The organism is Candidatus Andeanibacterium sp. (assembly GCF_057143545.1).
This window is the reverse complement of record NZ_DBNHSF010000235.1, coordinates 1-19,475: the sequence shown is the minus strand read 5'-3', so window position 1 is coordinate 19,475 and position 19,475 is coordinate 1. Positions and strand designations below refer to the sequence as shown.

The window sequence follows — 19,475 nt, the reverse complement described above, 5'->3', positions numbered from 1 at the left end:
ATCGCAACAGAAAGGCCGATGAGGAAAGGCTGGAGCGGGTAGCGGGAATCGAACCCGCATAACCAGCTTGGAAGGCTGGGGCTTTACCACTAAGCTATACCCGCGCTCAGCATTCTGACCGTCGCATTTTCCGAGCCGCAAATCATTCGATCTGCTTGAAAATACGTGGCGAGCGGCTCCCCTGCCACCAGAGGCCGAGTCCCGTCAACCCAAACCCGCGCCGGTCAGTCGCCTTCGAATTGCATGATCGCTTCGACTTCGATGCCGTTCTCGCGCAGCAGTTTCGATCCGTTCAGGTCGGGGAGATCGATCACGAACAAGGCGCGGTCGACCACCGCGCCCGCCTGACGGAGCAGCCTGGCCGCCGCCAGCGCAGTACCGCCGGTTGCGAGGAGATCGTCGACGATGATGATCCGCTCGCCCTCTTCGATCAGGGTCGGATCGATCTCGAGCCGGCTTTGGCCATATTCGAGCGAATAATCGATCCCGAGCGTCGGCACCGGGAGCTTGCCGGCCTTTCGCACCGGGACGAAGCCCAGCATCAAGAGCGAGGCGACGGCGGCACCGAAGATGAACCCGCGCGCCTCCAGCCCGGCGATCGCTCCGGCACCGACGGCATTGGCCCGCTTGGCGATGTGTTCGACGGCGGCGGTCAGTCCTTCGCCGCTTGCCAGCAGGGTCGTGATGTCGCGGAACAATATGCCTTTCTTCGGGAAGTCCGGAACCGTGCGGATCAGGCTCTTCAGTTGTTCGGGCGTCATCTCATCCTCCTATGAAAAACGCCCCTCGCATCCGATGGATGGAGGGGCGCATAGGCATCCTCTGGTTGTTTCTCAGGCCTGCTTCTTTTTTTTGTCGGCCCAGATATTCCGGTAAGCGAGATAGGCGAGCACGGTCGCAAACAGCAGGAAACCGAGCACCGGCCAGCCGGTCTGCAGCCGCTTTTCGAGCGTCGGCTCGGCCGCCCAGATCAGGAAGGCCGAGACGTCCTTCGCCATCTGGTCGACGCTCGCCTCGGTGCCGTCGGCATAGCTGACGATGCCGTCCGACAGCGGCGGCGCCATCGCCAGGTTGAGATTGGCAAAATAGGGGTTGTAGTAAAGACCCGCGCCCGGCCCCGATTCAGGGAATTTTTCAAGCTGCTCGGCCGGAACCTCCTGGTATCCGGTCAGCAGCGAGTAGACATAGGGGCCGCCATTATGGCGCGCCTTGGCGATCAGCGAAAGATCGGGCGGGCTGCCGGTTCCGGCATAGAGCACGGGCGGGAAGTAATCGGTCGCAAGGCCGGCTTCCGTGACCAGTTCGCCGGTATCGGGATTGTATTTCGGGATCTGGGATTCGGCCGCGATCGCCTTGATCTCGGCTTCGTTGTAGCCGAGCGCCTCAAGGTCGCGGAACGCCACATGCTTGAGCGCATGACAGGCCGCGCAGACTTCCCGGTAGACCTGGAACCCGCGCTGGAGCTGCTCGCGGTCGAAGGTCCCGAACCAGCCGTCGCTCTGGAAGCTGACGTCCCTTGGATGCTTGTGGAATTCGCTTTCGGCGGTGGGTTCGACGAAATAGCCCTGGCCCAGGACCGTAATCGCGCCCGAACCGAACGCGACCAGCGCGGCATAGGAGAAGAACAGGCCGACGAGGATGCCGATTGTGCGGATCATGGCGTTTCGCTTTCCTTCGCTCTGTTCGTTCAGCTCTTCGCGCCCGGCTTCGTGGCGTTATTCGGCCCCAGCACTGCCTCGGTGATCGAGAACGGCAGCGGCTTGGGCGTTTCCATCGCCGAGATCAGCGGCAGGAAGACCAGGAAGTGGAGGAAGTAATAGGCGGTCGCGAGCTGGCTCAACATCAGATAGGGCTCTTCGGCATGGGCCCCGCCGCAATAGCCGAGCACCAGCACCGACGGGATCAGGCCGAACCAGAAGAACTTCTTGAACATCGGGCGATAGGTGCCCGAGCGGACCGGCGAGGTGTCGAGCCAGGGCAGGAAGAACCACACCAGGATCGAGCTGAACATCGCCAGCACGCCCATCAGCTTGGCTTCGACCAGCACGATGCCGGTGAACGGGATGGTCAGGTCGACCGTGAACGCCCTGAGGATCGCGTAGAACGGCCAGAAATACCATTCGGGAACGATCAGCGCCGGGGTCGCCATCGAATCGGCCGGGATGTAATTGTCGGGATGGCCCAAGGCGTTCGGCATGAAGAACAGCAGCAGGCAATAGAGCAGCAGGAACACGCCGAGCCCGAAACCGTCTTTCGCGGTGTAATAGGGGTGGAACGGAACCGTGTCGCTTGCGCTCTTCACTTCGACCCCGGTCGGGTTCGACGATCCCGGGATATGCAGCGCCCAGATATGCAGGATCACAACACCCGCGATCACGAAGGGCAGCAGGAAGTGGAGCGAGAAAAAGCGGTTTAGCGTGGGATTGTCGGGCGCGAATCCGCCCAACAGCCAGACCTGGATCGGCTCTCCGACCACCGGAATCGCGCCGAACAGCCCGGTGATCACCTTGGCCGCCCAGAAGCTCATCTGCCCCCAGGGCAGGACATAGCCCATGAAGCCGGTCGCCATCATCAGGAGGAAGATCACCACGCCAAGCAGCCAGATCATTTCGCGCGGCGCCTTGTAGGAACCGAAATAGAAGCCGCGGAAAATGTGCAGGTAGATCACCACGAAGAAGGCCGAAGCGCCGTTGGCATGGGCATAGCGCATCAGCCAGCCCCAATTGACGTCGCGCATGATGTGCTCGACCGAATCGAACGCGACGGCGTCGTTCGCGGCATAATGCATCGCCAGGATCACGCCGGTGACGATCTGCAACACCAGGCAGAACCCGGCAAGGACGCCGAAATTCCACATGTAGTTCAGGTTGCGCGGAACCGGATAGCCGGCGCCGATCGCATTGTAGACCAGCCGTGGAAGCGGGAGCTTGTCGTCCATCCACTTCATGAACGGGTTGGTCGGCGCGTAATGGTTTGCCCAGGGAAAGCTCATCTCTACTCTCTTTCGCCTCAGCCGATTTTCACGACGGTGTCGGAAGTGAATTCATAAGGCGGCACTTCGAGGTTCTTCGGCGCCGGGCCTTTGCGGATGCGCGCGGCCGTATCGTAATGCGAACCGTGGCAGGGGCAGAAATAGCCGCCGAATTCCCCGCGCGGTTCGGTCTCGCTCGCGCCCAGCGGGACGCAGCCGAGATGGGTGCAGACCGCCATGGTGATCAGCCAGTTCTCGCGCCCTTCGAGCGTGCGCTCAACGAGGGTCTGCGGGTCGCGCAGCGAAGCGACGTCGACGTCCTTCGCCTGGGCGATCTCGGCCGCGGTGAGATTGCGGATGAAGACCGGCTGTTTGCGGAAGGCAACCTTGATCGCCTGGCCTTCCTCGATCGCGCCGATGTCGACTTCGGTGGTGCTTTCGGCAAGCACGTCCTTCGAAGGTGCCATCTGGCTGATCAGGGGGAGCAAGGTAATGACCGCTCCCGTGCCTGCCGTCGCCACTGCTGCGATATTGATGAAGTCGCGGCGCCGGACGCCTTCGCCATCTGCCACATTGCCTGCAGCAGGATCAGCGGTGCCACTCATTTCTGCCATCAACCTTGCCTTGCCTGTCCGTATCGGAAAACGAGGATCGCCCCGACACCTGAAATTTCATTCCCGTCGTGCTTCCAGGACCCCCCGGGTGCAAGCCCCTGCGCAGGTCTCTTGCCTGTTGCGGGAGCCGACTTGGGCGGGCTGATAGACGAGCGGGCGGTCAATGCCAACAGGCATTTTGGCGTTTTGCGACAGCTTCGCAGCTGGCGAATGGAAGGCCCCTATCCGGCCAGGCCGATGAGGGAGAATTGCCGCCCGTAATTGGCTTCGCCGCGATGGGTGGAGCGGCGATAGGAATAGAAGCGATCCTCGTCCACATATGTGTCGAGACCAAGCTTCTCGACCTGTCCGACACCGCTGGAAACGAGCCGCGAGGCCACATAGGCCTCAAGGTCGAACTGCTGGTGCCCTGGGCGGCCCGGCTTGAAAAACCGGCCGTCGTCCGGATCGAATTGCTCCGCGAAGTCATTGCCCACTTCGTAACTCGCCTGGGCGATGGCCGGGCCAATGGCGGCACGGATGCGATCCGCCCTTGCGCCAAGCAGCTGCATCTTTGCCACGGTCGCCTCCAGCACCCCGTCATGCGCGCCGCGCCAGCCGGTATGTGCCGCTCCGACCACGCCCGCACCCTTGTCTGCCAACAGGACCGGCGCACAATCGGCAGTGACTATTCCCAACAGGATGCCAGGGAGGTTTGTCGCCATCGCATCGGCTTTGGGGCGATGCTCGTCATCCCATGGTTGCCCGACAATCACGCACTCTGCCGAATGATACTGGTGGACCGCAACGATCGGCGCGCCAGGCAGGACGGCCTCGCCCGCAAGGCGGCGGTTTTCGGCAACGACAAAAGGATCCTCGCCCGATCCGTAGCCGACATTTAACCCGGCGACCGCGCCCGCCGACAAGCCGCCCTTGCGGGTCAGGAAGCCGTGCGGAATATCTTCCAGAATATCCGCCTTGATGGCTTCGACGTTAGCCAAGACTCTTGGCCACCTGCTCGTAAGTGTCGGGCGAGAGATTCGGCGAAGACGCAATCCGTTCGAGCTCGCCGCGCATCATTTCCGAGCGTTGCGGTTCGATCCGGCGCCAGCGGCCGAGCGGCGGGACAAAGCGCGCGGCGGTCTGCGAGTTGATCGGATCAAGCTGCAGGATGAGGTTTGCAATCATCCGATACCCTTCCCCGCTCGCCGCATGGAAGCCGTGCGGGTTGACCGCAAAGCCCATATAGAGCGCACGCACCCGGTTGGGATTGCGGATGGTGAAATCGGGATGGCTCGAAAGCGCCTTCACCTGCTCCAGCACTTCGGGGTGGAGCGACTGGGACTGCAGCGAGAACCATTTGTCGATCACCAGCGCATTGCCTTCATAACGCGCGTGGAAATCGGCCAGCAATTCCTCACGCAGGGGTGATTGCAGCCCTGCCAGCACCATCAAGGCGCTTTGCCGATCGGTCATGTTGTCGGCCTGGCGATACTGGCTCGAAGCCAGTTCGGCTGCCGTGCCGGGATTGCCCGCGGCGAGATAGACCAGCGCCTGCGCCTTCAATTTCCTGGCGCCGCGCGCTTTGGCCTCGAGGCTGTAGGGGACCACGCTCGCCCTTTCATGCAACGCGAGCAGGTCCGTTTCGAGGCGCTTGCCGAGCCAGGCCTTGAGCGCTTCGCGCTCGGAATGGATCGCGCCGGGATCGGAGACCGCAATCAGTTCGGAAATATAGGCGTGGCCCGGCAGGATCATCAGCTCGCCGCGCATCAGGTCGTCGAGCGCTGTATCCTGGATGATCGCTTCGAGCGCACCGCTGATCGCCTCGCGCCCGTCTTCCTTCTGCCCGTCGGACAGGCTGCCGCCGAGCGTTTCGAGCAAATGGCCGATCACCAGTTCCTGCATCGCCTCGTAGCGTGCGAAGGGATCGTCGTCCCGGCCGGCCAGGAACACCAGATCCTTGCGCGGCATGTCGCGCTCAACCTGGATCGGGGCGGAAAAGCCGCGATTGATCGATACCACCGGCGGGCTGGCAAAGCCTTCGAATGCCAGTTCGAGCTCCTCGCCTTCGAGCCGTACCAGCTCTTCGCCGCGATGCTGGCCGCTTTGGCGATCGAACAGCGCAAGCCGGAGCGGAATAACCATCGGTCGCTTGACGGGCTGGCCGGGCGTTGCCGGAACGGACTGCTTGAGCCGCAGGATGGCCGTCTCGGCGCGATGATCCTGCTCTATCTTGACTTTCGGAGTGCCCGCCTGGCTGTACCACAGGCGGAACTGGCGGAGGTCGATCCCGGCCCCGTCCTCGATCGCGCGGACGAAATCCTCGCAGGTCGCGGCCTCTCCGTCATGCCGATCGAAATAGACGTCGCAGCCTTTGCGGAACGCTTCGGGCCCAACCATGGTGCGGATCATGCGCAGCACTTCGGCACCCTTGTTGTAGACTGTCGCGGTGTAGAAATTCGAGATTTCCTGGTAGCTGTCGGGCCGGATCGGATGCGCCAGCGGCCCCGAATCCTCCGGAAATTGTGCTGCCCGCAACACGCGGACGTCCTCGATTCGCTTGACCGCTTCGGAGCCCATATCCTGGCTGAACAGCTGGTCGCGCAGCACCGTGAAGCCCTCCTTCAGCGAGAGCTGGAACCAGTCGCGGCAGGTCACCCGATTGCCCGACCAGTTGTGGAAATATTCATGGGCGATCACCCCTTCGATTCCGTCATAATCGGCATCGGTCGCGGTTTCGGGATCGGCCAGCACGTAGCGCGTGTTGAAGATGTTGAGGCCCTTGTTCTCCATCGCGCCCATGTTGAAATCCGCCACCGCGACGATGTTGAAGATGTCGAGATCGTATTCGCGGCCGAAGACCCTTTCGTCCCATGCCATGCTCTGCTTAAGCGAACGCATCGCGTGCCCGGTGCGCTCGAGATCGCCCTCGCGCACCCAGATGCCGAGTTCGACCTTGCGCCCGCTCATGGTCGTGAAGCTGTCGCGATTGACCACGAGGTCGCCGGCAACCAGCGCGAACAGGTAGCTCGGCTTGGGCCACGGGTCGTGCCATTCGGCCCAGTGGGTCCCGTCCGGATTCTCGCCCTTGCCGACAAGGTTGCCGTTCGAAAGCAGGACCGGGAATCGCTCCCGGCTGCCGGTCATCCGCACCGAATAGGTCGACAGCACGTCGGGCCGGTCGGGGAAGAAGGTGATCCGCCGGAACCCTTCGGCCTCGCACTGGGTGCACAGCATGCCGCTCGAAGCATAGAGCCCTTCGAGCTGGGTATTCTTGTCGGGCGCGATTTCGGTGACCAGCTCGATCCGGTGCTCGTCGCCCTGGAGGTGAATGACCAGGTCCGGCCCGTTCATTGACCAGCTGTTGATCGCTTCGCCGTCGACCAGCACTTCGAGCGGATGGATGCCATCGCCGTTGAGACGGATCGCTGGATCGCGATCCCCAAGCGGATTCTTGCTGACCTTTATGACCGAGCGAACCCGGGTCCGTTCGAGACCCAGGTCGAATTCGAGCGAGATTTCAGGCACCAGCCAGCTCGGCGGGCGGTAATCTTCGCGGCGAATGATCGCAGGAGCTTCGGGCGGAAGAGCCGCGTCGGCCATTTCGGGATTGCGGATATTGTCCATGGATGCCTGTCTTAGGTGCTTTCGAAGCCAAATCCAGTGGCTAGGATAGGCAGATGAAGCGAATCCTCATCTTCGGGCTCGGCTATACGGCAAGGCGAATTGCCGAAAGCTTGCCGGCGGCAGAGTGGCGGATCGACGCCACCGGCAGCGCCGGCAATCTCGATTTCGAAGACGGCGCGGCGGTACGAGACGCGGTTGCAGCTGCCAGCCATATCCTCTCATCGGTCCCGTCGGGCGATGCCGATCCCGTGCTGGCGCGATATGGCAAAGCGTTATCCGACGCGGGCAAGTGGCTCGGCTACCTGTCCTCGACCGGCGTCTACGGCGACACAAAGGGCGCCTGGGTCGACGAGAGCGCACCGACCGGCGGCGGCCGGCGATCGGCGCGCGCGGAGGCGGACTCACGATGGCTTGCGATGGGAGCGCGGGTGTTCCGCTTGCCGGGTATTTATGGCCCGGGCCGCAGCGCACTCGAACGCGTACTCGAGGGCAAAGCCAGGAGGATCGACCTTCCCGGCCAGGTGTTCAGCCGGGTTCATGTCGACGATATTGCGTCGGGAGTGATTGCGGGACTGGATGGACCGCCGGGCGCCTACAACCTGGCCGACGATTTGCCCTCCTCGCAGAATGCGGCGATCGAGGAGGCCTGCCGGCTTCTCGGGATGGACCCTCCACCCATGCAGTCGCTCGACGAGGCACAATTGTCGCCCCAGGCCGCGGCGTTCTATTCGGAAAACCGCCGGGTCGCCAACAGCAAGGCCAAGCGCCTGCTCGGCTGGCGGCCGGCCTATCCAACCTTCCGCGAGGGCCTGCGCGCCCTCAAGGCCAGCACCATCCCGGTCAGCGCAAGCACGGCCCCGCCCGCAGACAGCGCCGACCAGCGATAATCCTCGAGCAGGGTCGACCAGCCCATCGCGACGATCGGCACGACCACGCCATTATACGCCGCCCGCCCCGCGCCGAGTTCCCTGATGAGGTGGAAATAGAGCGGAAAAGTCACCACCGATCCCAAAATGCCGAGAAACGCCACCCCGGCAAGGTAACGCGGCTCAAGCGGCAGGACCGGCGGCCCCGCAACAAGCAGGGCGATGACGACATTGCCGGCAACCCCCCAGCACATCGCCCAGAACAGCATCGTGAACATCGGTTGGCTGCGCCCGGTTGTGCCCGCCTGCATGACATTCGCCGCCGAGGCTAGCAGCATCGACGCGGCGGCGAGCCCGATCCCGAGCTCGATCCTGCTGCCGGCGGGCGACATCCGTGCTTCGTGCAACAGCAGCAGCCCGATCCCGACGATCGCGACGGCCGTTCCCGCCAGGAACCGCCTGGAAACCTCCTGCCCGAGAAAGATTCGCGCAAGCACCGCGTTGGGCAGCATCAGCAGGCCGAAAAACACCGCCACCAGGCCCGAAGTCAAATATTGCTCGGACCAGTAGAGCAGGTTGAAATTGAGCGAGAACTGGCTGAGGCCGAAGACGATCGCGAACAGATGCCCACCGCGGCTGAGCCTGAACCCCTGCCTGCTGGCCGCAGCCAGGATCGCCATGCCTGCCGCCGCCAGCACGAAGCGCCAGGCGACCGACCAGCTGGGCGGCGCGGCAGCGAGCTGGTCCTTGATCGCGAACCAGGTCGAGCCCCAGATCAGCGCGGTGAGGACGAAGGGAATGGCGATATTGGGCCGCAGGAGCGCGTGCTGCGTTTGCGGGCTGTTCATAGAGAAGCTATCGCCTTGCCGAGGGCCTCGCCCTGTTCGACCGGAGTGTCCCACGAGGCAACCATTCGCGCCGAGGTATCGTCCCAGTCGTAAAAGGCAAAGCCCTGCGAGCGCAGCACTTCGCGCTCGTCGGCGGTCAATCTGACGAAGACTTCGTTCGCTTCGACCGGATACACCAGCCTGCTCCCGGCGCCCGCGGCAATTGCCTGGGCCGCGGCATTGGCCGCCCTGGCATTTTCCAGCCAAAGCCCATTGTCGAGCAGCGCCAGGATCTGCGCCGCAAGAAAGCGGCCCTTCGACTGGAGATGCCCCGCGCGCTTGCGCCGCCAGCGCGCGAGCTCGGCCCGGGCGGGATCGAAGAACACGATCGCGTCCGCACTCATCCCGCCATTCTTGATGAAACCGAACGACAGCGCTGCGGCAGGTCCCGCCGCCTCTGCCGGGCGGCATTCAAGGAAAGCCACGGCATTCGCGAAACGTGCACCGTCGATATGCAGCCCAAGGTCACGATCGCTCGCCAGAGTGCCAATCGAAGCGAGTTCGTCGGGGCGATAGACCAGCCCGTATTCGCTTGCCTGGGTGAGCGAGATCGCCTGCGCCGGAACCTGGTGGATCCCCCGCGTGATGCCGTCCAGCACCGCCGCGATCCCCGCTACCGTCAGCTTGGCGCCCTCCCCATCACCCAGCAGCAGTTTCGCGCCGTGAAGGTAAAACCCCGGTGCGCCGCATTCGTCGGTTTCGATATGGGCTTCGCGGTGGCAGACTACCCCGCCATGCGGCTCGACCATGGTTGCCAGGGCCAAGCAGTTCGAGGCTGTACCGCTGGCGACCCACAAGGCAGCGCATTCGCGCCCGAACAGCTCGCCGAATGCGTCGTCGAGCGCGCGCGACAGGCGATCGTCGTCATAGGGCCGGTCCGCTTCGTCCGCTGCCTGCAACGCGGCCCAGACTTTGGGGTGCACGGCGGCGGCATTGTCGGATAGGAACTGCATCAGCGCGCCATGGAACAGCGGATAGACGCGTGCAAGACCGGAGAATCGCGATGGAAGTGCTTGAGATCGAGCGGGCAGGAGGTCCACATCAGGGCGAATATCGCGCGTTGATCGATGGCAAGCCCAGCGGGGCGAAGCTGAGCTGGATTGACCGGGGCGGGCATCGTGTTGCGCTTTCGACCTACGTCCCGCCCGAATTGCGCGAACACGGGATCGCGTTCAAGCTTGTTACGGCGATGATCGAAGATGCGCGGCTGGAGGGATTCAAGATCGTGCCGCAATGCTCCTACGTGGCGACAAGGTTCGATCAACACCCCGAATGGGCCGAGCTGCGGGCGTGATCGAGCCTACCGCGGCAGGTCGGAGAAATCGACCGCCGCGATCTTTTCGACGATGTCGCTGCGCAGCGCCCTGGCCTTGCCGAGCGGCAGGCCCGGGATGGATAGCGTCCCGCCCGCAAGACCCAGATTGAGCGTGGCATAGCCGCGCCAGCGGGCCAGCGGACCCTGCGCGATCTCGACCGACTGCAGCTTCACCTGCGGCGCGATGGCCAATTTCGGCGCCAGCGTCCCCTGGCGGACAAACAGCTGGCGATCGTCGATCGCGTGCCGGTGGCGACGCCAGGCGATGTAGTTGGCGAGCGCGGTCGCACCTATCGGCACGCCGGCGATTGCCAACGGTAGCAGGCTTTGCGCGGCAATACCGGCGACCGCTGCAACCCCCAGGAACAACGTCGAGAGGACGATCGTTTCGGCGAGCCAGGGCCCTGCTGCGGGGCGCTGCCACTCCTGGTCCCTTGCAGGCAGCGCGATCCCCGCTTCCTTCGCAATCGGCTCCAGCTCATCCCATCGGGCGAACGGGGCCACCGGATGGTCGCCCGACCCGGACGAATCCTGCGCGAGGCTGACGAATTTCAACGAGTGCCAGCCGAACCGCCTGCGAATGAGTCCGGTCTCGATCCTCGCCGCCTGGACCCGATGGGCGGGAAGCACCACATCGGTCTTGTTGAACAGCCCGCGCCGCCGCCTGAAGCCCTTGTCGGTCCGGTCGAGCCGGAACCCATATTCGCGGGCAAAGGTTCTGACGATCCCGGTGAGGACACCCAGCAGGATTACCGCCACGATTGCGGCGGTCAGCGAAACAAGCTGGGTCGCGCGTCCAATCCCCGCGATCTGCTCCTCCCGGCCGTTGAGGAATTCCTGCCAGGTCTCCCAATCCCAGATGTCGAACGGGAACAGGAAATCGAATTGCGAGATGGCGCCGAACAGCACGGCAAATATCACCAGCGAGAATTCGAACAGGCCAAAGGTCAGCAGGCGCTTCTCGTCCATCGCAAACAGCGGCGGCCTGTCCGGTACGTCCTCGACCGGGCCGGATTCCGCTTCCACCGTCCCGACGCCCTGCTTGCGTGCCCGGACCAGTTCGCGCAGCCTTTCGCTCTCCTTGAGGTCGAGATAGGCAAGCGCGAGCTCGTCCTTGCCCCCGGCCCCGGTTTCGAACTTGACCTCGGCGAGGCCCAGCAGGCGGGGAAGGAGCTTCTGCTCGAGGCTGACATCCTGGATGCGTTCGTAGGGGACCGAGCGCGCACTGCGGCTCAAGATGCCCTGTTCGAGGCGGATATCCTCCGCACCGGTCACATAGGTCCGGCGGTGCCAGGCAAGCCACGCCAATCCGATGCTTGCAAGGAAGACGGCTAAAATCGCCGGAACCGCGAAGATCAGCCCTGCGGCCAGCGCGCCGGTTCCATAGAGGGCGGCGACGATTGGCAGGGCGGCCCGGCCCATGCCCTGGAGCGCGGTCACCAACAGCCCGCGCGGATCGGTATGCCTCGGGTCGCCCGCGCCTTCCTCGATCACAACGTGTCCTGGCGGATCTTGGCGCGGATTGCCTCGCGCATGGCAATTGCGTCGCCTTCGGCCAGGCCAGGCAGGCTGACCGAGGCATTATGGGTGCCGGCGGTATGCAGGATCAGCGTGGCAAGCCCGAAATAGCGCTCTACCGGACCGCGCTCGACATCGATGTGCTGGACCCTGCCGAAGGGAATGACCGTATCCTTGTGGAAGAGGATGCCTTTCACGACCCGCAGCCGGTCCGCGCCCATCTGGTAGCCGCGTGCGCTGTAACGCCGCCAGGGGAGAAAGAAGACCAGCCATGTCAGGAGCGCCATAACCGGCAACAGGACCGCGCCTGGGAACAGCACCCCATCCGTCCGTGCGACGATCTCACCCACCAGACCTGCGACCAGCACCGGCAGCGCCGCGATCGTCGCGCCGATCCGCAGCACTTTCACATGATTGGGGTGCAGCCTGGTGAGCTTTTCGTCCTCGTCCATGGTGTCTTATATGAATAGGACGCCTTGGATTGGCAAGCCGGGCTTGATGTCTATCGGACCGAAGAAGCACTGGAAATGGTGCTGCTGGAGAGAATTGAACTCTCGACCTCAGCCTTACCAAGGATGCGCTCTACCACTGAGCTACAGCAGCCAACCATTTCGGCTTGGGAAGGGTCTCAATCACCCCTCCGGCAGGGGCGCGCTATTGGCGGCGCACGCCATGCTTGTCAAGCGAATGCCCCTGTTGCACTGCTGCTCCCGCCATGGGTGAAAAGCCGACACGGGAAGAGCGCCTCGCGTCAAAGCTGCGCGAGAATCTGCGCAAGCGCAAGCAGCAGGCGCGCGCGCTGGAGGGCGGCGACAGGCCCGCACTTCCCAAACACAGCCCGAATCGCTAGGGCGACGTGCTCCCGATCGACTTGTAGGAGCAAATCCGCCTTGCCCAGCCTGATCCTGATCCGCCACGGCCAGAGCCAGTGGAATTTGGAGAACCGTTTCACCGGCTGGTGGGACGTCGACCTCACCGACAAGGGCGTGGCCGAGGCAGAGGCCGCAGGCAGGTTGCTGGCCGAGACGGGCCTGCTCCCGACGGTCGCTTTCACCTCGCTCCAGACCCGCGCGATCCGCACGCTGTTCCTGACGCTCTACAATTGCGGGCGGTTGTGGATCCCCGAGTCCAAGGACTGGCGGCTCAACGAGCGGCATTATGGCGGACTGACGGGCCTCGACAAGGCGGAAACCGCTGCAAAGCATGGTGAGGAACAGGTCCATATCTGGCGCCGCAGCTTCGATGTTCCGCCGCCGCCTATGGCAGCCGGTGGACCGTTCGATCTTGCATCCGATCCCCGTTATGCCGGGATCGACATTCCCGCGACCGAGAGCCTCAAGGACACGATAGCGCGTGTCCTGCCCTATTGGGAGAGCGCAATCCTGCCGGCGCTTGCCGCAGGCGAGACCGTCGTAATCTCGGCGCATGGCAATTCGCTGCGGGCGCTGGTGAAACACCTCTCGCAAATCCCAGACGACGAAATCACCGGCCTCGAAATTCCCACCGGCGAGCCGATCGTCTATGAGTTCGACGCGAACATGATGCCCGGCGAACGGCACTATCTGAAGGATCGCTGATATGGGGGCACCGATAGCCATTGTGATGGGCAGCCAGTCCGACTGGCCGACCATGGAGCACGCCGCCAAGGTGCTCGACGAGCTCGGCGTCGCCTATGAAGCGCGTATCGTCTCGGCCCACCGGACGCCCGACCGGATGTACGCTTTCGGCAAGGCCGCGGCGGATGAAGGCTTCAAGGTGATAATCGCCGGGGCCGGCGGCGCGGCGCACCTGCCGGGCATGCTGTCTTCGCTGAGCCAGCTCCCGGTGCTCGGAGTCCCGGTCCAGTCAAAGTCCTTGAAGGGCATGGATAGCCTGTTGTCGATTGTCCAGATGCCGGCCGGCGTGCCGACCGGCACCTTCGCCATCGGCGAAGCGGGTGCGACCAATGCCGGGATCTTCGCCGCTTCGATCCTTGCCCTGTCCGACGAAGCCTTGTCGGCCCGGCTCCAGGCCTGGCGCGAAGAGCGCAGCGCAGCGGTCGCCGAAAAACCGGCCGGCGATGGCTAGGGACGGCTCCTTCGCCATCGTCAAGGGGGAGGCCAAGCGCGCAGGAGACGCGTTGCCCCCCGGCGCGACGATCGGCATTCTGGGCGGCGGGCAACTCGGGCGCATGCTTTCTGCAGCGGCCGCGCAACTGGGCTACAAGTGCCATATATATGCTCCGGAAAAGGAGAGCATCGCGGGCGAAGTCAGCGCGCAATTCACCAGCGCCGCCTGGACCGACCGGGAAGCGCTCGCGCGCTTCGCCCAGAGCTGCGACGTCATCACCTGGGAGTTCGAGAACGTCCCCGTGGCCCCGTTGGCGGCGATCCCGGATTACAAGCTTGCGCCGCATCCGCGGGCGCTCGAAACAGCGCAGGATCGCCTGCTGGAAAAGCGCTTCGTCGAGAGCCTCGGCGGGCGGGCCGCGCCGTTTCACGAAGTTGATACGCGGAGCGACCTCGAAACCGCGCTCGAGCGGATCGGCGTCCCCGGGATCCTCAAGACCCGCCGCGACGGTTATGACGGGAAAGGCCAGTGGCGGATCTCGTCCGAACACGAGGCCGACGGGCTGGCGCTCCACGAAGGCGGATTCGTCTATGAAGGCCTGGTCCGGTTCGAGGCCGAGTTCTCGGTCATCGTGGCGCGCGGCGCGGATGGCGAGATCCGCTTCTGGGACAGTCCGCAGAATGTCCACGAACACGGGATCCTCGCCCGCTCCTTCCTTCCGCCCGCGCCGCTTGTGCTCGGACAGGTCGAGGCTGCCCGCCAGCTGGCGCGCGCTGTCGCCGAGGCGCTCAAATATGTCGGGGTGTTCGCGCTCGAATTCTTCGCCACCAGCGCCAGTGAGTCCAGGGGCCCGGTGTTCAACGAAATGGCGCCCCGGGTCCACAATTCGGGCCACTGGACGATCGAAGGCGCGGTGACGAGCCAGTTCGAAAACCATATCCGCGCGGTCTGCAACCTGCCGCTCGGCGACACGTCGCTGGTCTCGCAGCAGGTCGAGATGCGCAACCTGGTCGGCGATGAGGCCCTCACCGCGCATCAGCTGCTGGCAGACGGCGCGAACCACCTCCATCTCTACGGCAAGGCCGAAGCGCGCGCGGGCCGCAAGATGGGCCATGTCACGCGGCTCGGGCCGGCGCCGGGCACATGAAGAGCCGCGCCATCACCTTCATCGTCGCCCGCGCCGATAACGGCGTGATCGCGCGCGATGGCAAGGTCCCCTGGCGGATCCGCGAAGACCTCCGCCGCTTCGTCGCGCATACGATGGGCACGCCGATGATCATGGGCCGCAAGACCTTCGAGAGTTTCCCCGCGCCCTTGCGCGACCGCCGCCATATCGTGATCACCCGCAATCGTGCGTGGTCCGCCCCCGGCGCCGAAGTCGCGCATTCGGTCGAAGAAGCGCTCTCGATGGCAGGGAATGGCGATATCTCGGTGATCGGCGGGGCGGACATCTACGCACAGCTGTTGCCGTGGGCCACGCGGATCGAGCTGACCGAGGTTCACGAGGACACAGCAGGCGACGTGACCATGCCCTATCCCGGGCCAGAGTGGATGGAAGTGGCGCGCGAGGAATACCCCGCCACCGACAAGTGGCCGGCGGTTTCGTTCGTCACGCTGGAAAGGGCCGGTTGATGCGGCCAATCACTCGACTGGATCATCGCCAGCCGGTTCCCGACCAGTTGCGCGGCGGGATCGTCGCGCTCGGCAATTTCGACGGCTTCCACCTCGGCCACCAGGCGGTGGTGGCCGAAGCGGTCGAATGGGCGATGGAAACGGGCCGACCGGCGATCGTCGCGACCTTCGATCCGCATCCGGTGCGCCATTTCGCGCCGCATGTCCCGCCCTTCCGGCTGACCACGCTCGACCAGCGCGAGGAATTGTTCGCCGAGGCCGGGGCGGCCGCGATGCTGGTGTTCCATTTCGACGCCGAGCTGGCCGGGACCAGCGCCGCGGATTTCGTCGGCCAGCTGCTGGGTGAGCGGATCGGGGCGAAGGGCGTCGTCACCGGCGAGGATTTCACCTTCGGCAAGGATCGCGGCGGCAATCGCCAGGTGCTGGCCGAACTTGGCGCGCAGCACGGGATCGAGGCGCGCGCGGTCGGCCCGGTGATGGAAGGCGGGATGGTTGTCTCCTCCAGCCGGATCCGCGATGCCTTGAAGGCCGGCGATTGCGAGACCGCAACCCGCCTCCTCACCCGGCCCTTCGCGATCCGCGGCACGGTCCAGCATGGCGACAAGCGCGGGCGCGAAATCGGCTTCCCGACCGCCAACATGGAGCTTGGCCAATATATCCGGCCGCGCTTCGGCATCTATGCGATTACGGGAAAGCTCGCCGGAGAGAGCCGCATCCTCCATGGCGCGGCCAATCTCGGCATCCGCCCGCAATTCGATCCACCGCAGGAATTGCTCGAACCGCATTTCTTCGATTTCGACTGCGACCTTTACGGGCGCGAGGTCGAAGTCGCCCTGCATCATTTCCTGCGGCCCGAGGCGAAGTTCGATTCGATCGAGGGGCTGGTTGCGCAGATGTACAAGGATTGCGACCGGGCGAGGGATTTGCTGGGATGAGCGACGCGGAAGAAGGCGACATTCCGCCGCCAAGCCGCCGCCGCATATGGGCGAAGCGCATCGGTTTCGCGCTCGCAGCGATCTTCCTCGCGCTGACTTTCGTCAATGCCAGTTGGCTGGCGCCCGAACCGAGGGGGAGCGTGTTGCTCATCGCCCATCGCGGCGTCTACCAGAACTACGATCATGCCGACCTGGACGAGACGAGTTGCACCGCAACGCGGATAGAGGAGCCGGTCCACCCTTATCTCGAAAACACGCTGCCCTCTCTGCGCAAGGCGAAAGCCGCGCATGCGGCGATGGTCGAACTCGACATTGCCCCGACTAGAGACGGCCGGATCGTCGCGTTCCACGACTGGTCGGTCGACTGCCGCACCGACGGCCATGGCGACACGCGTTCGCTGACACTCGCCGAGCTCAAGGCACTCGACGCGGGCTATGGCTATACTGCAGATGGCGGCAAGACGTTTCCCTTCCGCGGAAGCGGCGTTGGTCAGATTCCCACGCTGGAGGAATACATTGCCGAGGCTGGCAGCAAGCCGCTGATCTACAATTTCAAGAGTCGCGATCCCGCAGAAGCGGACGCACTAGCCGCCGCGCTCAAGGCCGCCGGACGCGATGTCGAAGGGATCGGCGACGCTTTCTATGGCGGACCCGAAGAAGGGCCGGTCGCGCGAATCCGCGAAATCTATCCCAAGGCCTGGGTGTTCAGCCGCGATGCCGCCCGTGCCTGCACCGAAGCCTACGCGATGCAGGGCTGGTTCGGGATCGTGCCGGATGAGTGCAAGGGCGGGACTCTGGTGGTACCGCTCGACTTTCAATGGGCAATGCCCGGCTGGCCCAATCGCACAATCGCTCGCATGGAAGCTGCCAACGCCCGAATTCTCATGGTCGGCCCGCAAGGTGGCGGGGGTCGACCGATGGGGCTGAATTTGCCCGAGCAATTGGGTGAGATACCGGCTTCATTCAATGGCTTCGTCTGGGTCGAGGATATCTGGACGATTGCCCCGGCGCTCTATCCCTCGCGCGACCGGCGCACGGTACAGGAAATCAATCGGACGCTCGATGGTCTCGAACGCCGTCGGGCGCGCCAATAGGCTTTATCCCGCCAACGCTTTGCTCTAAGCGCCGCGCGCAATGAGCGAACAGCGCGACTACCGACCGACGGTCTTCCTCCCGGTGACCGACTTCCCGATGAAGGCCGGCCTCCCCGAAAAGGAGCCGGGCATCCTCGCGCGCTGGCTGGAGAAAGGGCTCTACCAGCAGGTCCGCGAAGCCCGCGCCGGGGCGGAAAAATTCATCCTCCATGACGGCCCGCCCTATGCCAATGGCGATATCCATATCGGCCACGCGCTGAACCATATCCTCAAGGACATGGTGGTGCGCACCCAGACCCTCTTGGGCAAGGATGCGCCCTATGTGCCCGGGTGGGATTGCCACGGCCTGCCGATCGAATGGAAGATCGAGGAACAATACCGCAAGCAGAAGAAGGACAAGCCTGTCCCGAGCGGAGCCGAGGGAGACGAGGCCGCCCTGCGGGAATTCCGCGCCGAATGCCGCGCCTATGCCCAGCACTGGGTCGATACCCAGCGCGAGCAGTTGAAGCGGCTGGGGATCGGCGGCGATTGGGACAATCCTTATCTGACCATGCAGTTCGAGAGCGAAGCGGGGATCGTTTCCGAGCTGCTGAAATTCGCCGAGATGGGCCTGCTCTATCGCGGATCGAAGCCGGTGATGTGGTCGCCGGTGGAGAAGACCGCGTTGGCCGAGGCCGAGGTCGAGTATGAAGATATAGTCTCGACCCAGATCGACGTCGCATTCGAGATTGTCGAAAGCCCAATTGCGGAGTTGGTCGGCGCGCATGCGGTGGTGTGGACGACGACGCCGTGGACGATTCCGGTCAACCAGGCGATCGCCTATGGGCCGGAGCTTGAGTACGTTTTGCTGCGGGATGGACGCAGCCCACGCAGCTATTTGGTGGCAAAGGAGCTTGCGAATTCGTTCCAAGAACGGGGAGGTAAGGCCACCGTCGGAACTTACGTTTGGCACGAAAGCGAGTGGCCAACCTACAAAGGCTCCGAGCTTGCCGGCACCATCGCCCGCCATCCGATGCACCAGCTCGGCGGCTTCTTCGCCGAGCCCCGCCCCTTCCTGCCGGGCGATTTCGTCACCACCGAGAGCGGCACCGGGCTGGTGCATATGGCGCCCGATCATGGCGAGGACGATTTCGAACTCTGCAAGCAGCACGGGATCGAGCCCAAATTCGCGGTCGACGATGGCGGCACCTATCGCGACGACTGGCTGTGGCTCGGCGGCAATGACGAGCGCCGCCGCAGCGTGATAAATCCCGGATTCAACGCGCCCGACGGGCCGATTTGCCAAGACCTCAAGTCAACTGGAGCTTTGCTCTCGGCGTCCACAGACTATCAACATTCTTATCCACATAGCTGGCGCAGCAAGGCCAAGGTCATTTTCCGCTGCACCCCGCAATGGTTCGTGCCGATGGACCAGCCGCTGGCGCATCTCGAGTTCCCCGTAGCCCCCGGCGGGACGATCGAAGGGGCGATGGCCGTCGCCATTTCGGCCGATAGCGGGACATTGCGCGAAGTCGCGCTCGACGCGATCGAACAAACCCGGTTCGTTCCCGAGAAGGGTCGTAACCGTATCGGTTCAATGGTCGAGACCAGGCCGGACTGGGTGTTGAGCCGCCAGCGCGCCTGGGGGGTGCCGATCACGCTGTTCGTCGACCGCAAGAGCGGCGAATATCTCGTCGACGAGGAGGTCAATGCGCGGATCGTTGCCGCTATCCGTGCCGAGGGCGTCGATGGCTGGAGCGAAGAGAATGCGCAGGCGCTGCTCGGCGACAAATACAAGCTCGAGGATTACGAGCGGGTCACCGACATTCTCGATGTCTGGTTCGACAGCGGCTCGACCCATGCCTTCGTGCTCGAGAGCGGACGCTGGCCCGAACTGTCCTCGCCCGCCGACCTCTATCTCGAAGGCAGCGACCAGCATCGCGGCTGGTTCCAATCCTCGCTGCTCGAAAGCTGCGCCACGCGCGGGCGCGCGCCCTACAAGGCGGTGC

Annotated in this window: 20 protein-coding genes and 2 tRNA genes; 10 read left to right on the top strand and 12 right to left on the bottom strand. The window is 64.1% G+C overall.

Annotation, left to right across the window (positions count from 1 at the left end):
- Window positions 1-30: 30 nt before the first annotated feature.
- The 7 genes from AC16XC_RS13500 to pepN all read right to left on the bottom strand — a co-directional run bounded on the left by AC16XC_RS13500 (window position 31) and on the right by pepN (window position 7,191).
- A tRNA-Gly gene (locus tag AC16XC_RS13500) sits at window positions 31-104 on the bottom strand.
- 120 nt (window positions 105-224) lie between these two features.
- Complete coding sequence (locus AC16XC_RS13495; RefSeq protein WP_484035181.1) at window positions 225-761, bottom strand: adenine phosphoribosyltransferase; 537 nt, start codon at window positions 759-761, stop codon at window positions 225-227.
- Window positions 762-833: 72 nt separating this feature from the next.
- Window positions 834-1,658: a cytochrome c1 gene (locus AC16XC_RS13490; RefSeq protein WP_484035180.1), complete on the bottom strand. Its 825-nt coding sequence runs from the start codon at window positions 1,656-1,658 to the stop codon at window positions 834-836.
- 29 nt (window positions 1,659-1,687) lie between these two features.
- Window positions 1,688-2,992, bottom strand: a complete 1,305-nt coding sequence (locus AC16XC_RS13485) for a cytochrome b (RefSeq protein WP_484035179.1) — start codon at window positions 2,990-2,992, stop codon at window positions 1,688-1,690.
- A 17-nt stretch (window positions 2,993-3,009) separates the two neighbouring features.
- A complete protein-coding gene (petA, locus tag AC16XC_RS13480) occupies window positions 3,010-3,576 on the bottom strand; it encodes a ubiquinol-cytochrome c reductase iron-sulfur subunit (protein ID WP_484035178.1) in 567 nt (188 codons plus the stop codon).
- A gap of 230 nt (window positions 3,577-3,806) precedes the next feature.
- Window positions 3,807-4,565: a peptidoglycan editing factor PgeF gene (gene pgeF, locus AC16XC_RS13475; RefSeq protein WP_484035177.1), complete on the bottom strand. Its 759-nt coding sequence runs from the start codon at window positions 4,563-4,565 to the stop codon at window positions 3,807-3,809.
- Window positions 4,558-7,191 (bottom strand): aminopeptidase N, encoded by a 2,634-nt coding sequence (gene pepN, locus AC16XC_RS13470; protein ID WP_484035176.1) that lies wholly within the window; start codon window positions 7,189-7,191, stop codon window positions 4,558-4,560. The genes pgeF and pepN overlap by 8 nt, the downstream gene beginning before the upstream one ends.
- A 53-nt stretch (window positions 7,192-7,244) precedes the next feature.
- Here pepN and AC16XC_RS13465 point away from each other — a divergent pair, with 53 nt between their 5' ends.
- Entirely contained in the window at window positions 7,245-8,078 is an 834-nt protein-coding gene (locus AC16XC_RS13465; RefSeq protein WP_484035175.1) for a Rossmann-fold NAD(P)-binding domain-containing protein, read from the top strand.
- On the opposite strand, the gene AC16XC_RS13460 is transcribed toward AC16XC_RS13465, so the two are convergent.
- Both AC16XC_RS13460 and AC16XC_RS13455 read right to left on the bottom strand, forming a co-directional pair.
- Window positions 7,979-8,905: a DMT family transporter gene (locus tag AC16XC_RS13460; protein ID WP_484035174.1), complete on the bottom strand. Its 927-nt coding sequence runs from the start codon at window positions 8,903-8,905 to the stop codon at window positions 7,979-7,981. The genes AC16XC_RS13465 and AC16XC_RS13460 overlap by 100 nt on opposite strands.
- Window positions 8,902-9,897: a threonine aldolase family protein gene (locus AC16XC_RS13455; protein WP_484035173.1), complete on the bottom strand. Its 996-nt coding sequence runs from the start codon at window positions 9,895-9,897 to the stop codon at window positions 8,902-8,904. Before AC16XC_RS13455 ends, AC16XC_RS13460 begins: the two co-directional genes overlap by 4 nt.
- A gap of 29 nt (window positions 9,898-9,926) precedes the next feature.
- Between AC16XC_RS13455 and AC16XC_RS13450 the strand changes: the two genes are divergently transcribed.
- Window positions 9,927-10,238: a GNAT family N-acetyltransferase gene (locus AC16XC_RS13450; protein ID WP_484035172.1), complete on the top strand. Its 312-nt coding sequence runs from the start codon at window positions 9,927-9,929 to the stop codon at window positions 10,236-10,238.
- A gap of 6 nt (window positions 10,239-10,244) precedes the next feature.
- On the opposite strand, the gene AC16XC_RS13445 is transcribed toward AC16XC_RS13450, so the two are convergent.
- The 3 genes from AC16XC_RS13445 to AC16XC_RS13435 all read right to left on the bottom strand — a co-directional run bounded on the left by AC16XC_RS13445 (window position 10,245) and on the right by AC16XC_RS13435 (window position 12,380).
- Entirely contained in the window at window positions 10,245-11,753 is a 1,509-nt protein-coding gene (locus tag AC16XC_RS13445) for a PH domain-containing protein (RefSeq protein ID WP_484035171.1), read from the bottom strand.
- Complete coding sequence (locus AC16XC_RS13440; RefSeq protein ID WP_484035170.1) at window positions 11,750-12,229, bottom strand: PH domain-containing protein; 480 nt, start codon at window positions 12,227-12,229, stop codon at window positions 11,750-11,752. The genes AC16XC_RS13445 and AC16XC_RS13440 overlap by 4 nt, the downstream gene beginning before the upstream one ends.
- Window positions 12,230-12,305: 76 nt before the next feature.
- A tRNA-Thr gene (locus AC16XC_RS13435) sits at window positions 12,306-12,380 on the bottom strand.
- Window positions 12,381-12,492: 112 nt separating this feature from the next.
- Between AC16XC_RS13435 and AC16XC_RS13430 the strand changes: the two genes are divergently transcribed.
- From AC16XC_RS13430 to AC16XC_RS13395, 8 genes are all read left to right on the top strand, one after another.
- A complete protein-coding gene (locus tag AC16XC_RS13430; RefSeq protein ID WP_484035169.1) occupies window positions 12,493-12,627 on the top strand; it encodes a hypothetical protein in 135 nt (44 codons plus the stop codon).
- A 40-nt stretch (window positions 12,628-12,667) separates the two neighbouring features.
- Entirely contained in the window at window positions 12,668-13,354 is a 687-nt protein-coding gene (gene gpmA / locus AC16XC_RS13425) for a 2,3-diphosphoglycerate-dependent phosphoglycerate mutase (RefSeq protein ID WP_484035168.1), read from the top strand.
- Between the two features lies 1 nt (window position 13,355).
- Window positions 13,356-13,844 (top strand): 5-(carboxyamino)imidazole ribonucleotide mutase, encoded by a 489-nt coding sequence (purE, locus tag AC16XC_RS13420; protein WP_484035167.1) that lies wholly within the window; start codon window positions 13,356-13,358, stop codon window positions 13,842-13,844.
- On the top strand, window positions 13,837-14,973 hold the full coding sequence (locus AC16XC_RS13415) for a 5-(carboxyamino)imidazole ribonucleotide synthase (RefSeq protein ID WP_484035166.1): 1,137 nt from the start codon (window positions 13,837-13,839) through the stop codon (window positions 14,971-14,973). The genes purE and AC16XC_RS13415 overlap by 8 nt, the downstream gene beginning before the upstream one ends.
- The gene (locus AC16XC_RS13410) at window positions 14,970-15,458 is read left to right on the top strand and encodes a dihydrofolate reductase (RefSeq protein WP_484035165.1); all 489 of its coding nucleotides are present in this window, start codon (window positions 14,970-14,972) and stop codon (window positions 15,456-15,458) included. The genes AC16XC_RS13415 and AC16XC_RS13410 overlap by 4 nt, the downstream gene beginning before the upstream one ends.
- Before the next feature lie 8 nt (window positions 15,459-15,466).
- Window positions 15,467-16,393 (top strand): bifunctional riboflavin kinase/FAD synthetase, encoded by a 927-nt coding sequence (locus AC16XC_RS13405; RefSeq protein ID WP_484035208.1) that lies wholly within the window; start codon window positions 15,467-15,469, stop codon window positions 16,391-16,393.
- Window positions 16,390-17,487, top strand: a complete 1,098-nt coding sequence (locus AC16XC_RS13400) for a glycerophosphodiester phosphodiesterase family protein (RefSeq protein WP_484035164.1) — start codon at window positions 16,390-16,392, stop codon at window positions 17,485-17,487. Before AC16XC_RS13405 ends, AC16XC_RS13400 begins: the two co-directional genes overlap by 4 nt.
- A 40-nt stretch (window positions 17,488-17,527) precedes the next feature.
- The coding region (locus AC16XC_RS13395) for an isoleucine--tRNA ligase (protein WP_484035163.1) at window positions 17,528-19,475 on the top strand (1,948 nt) is incomplete at its 3' end.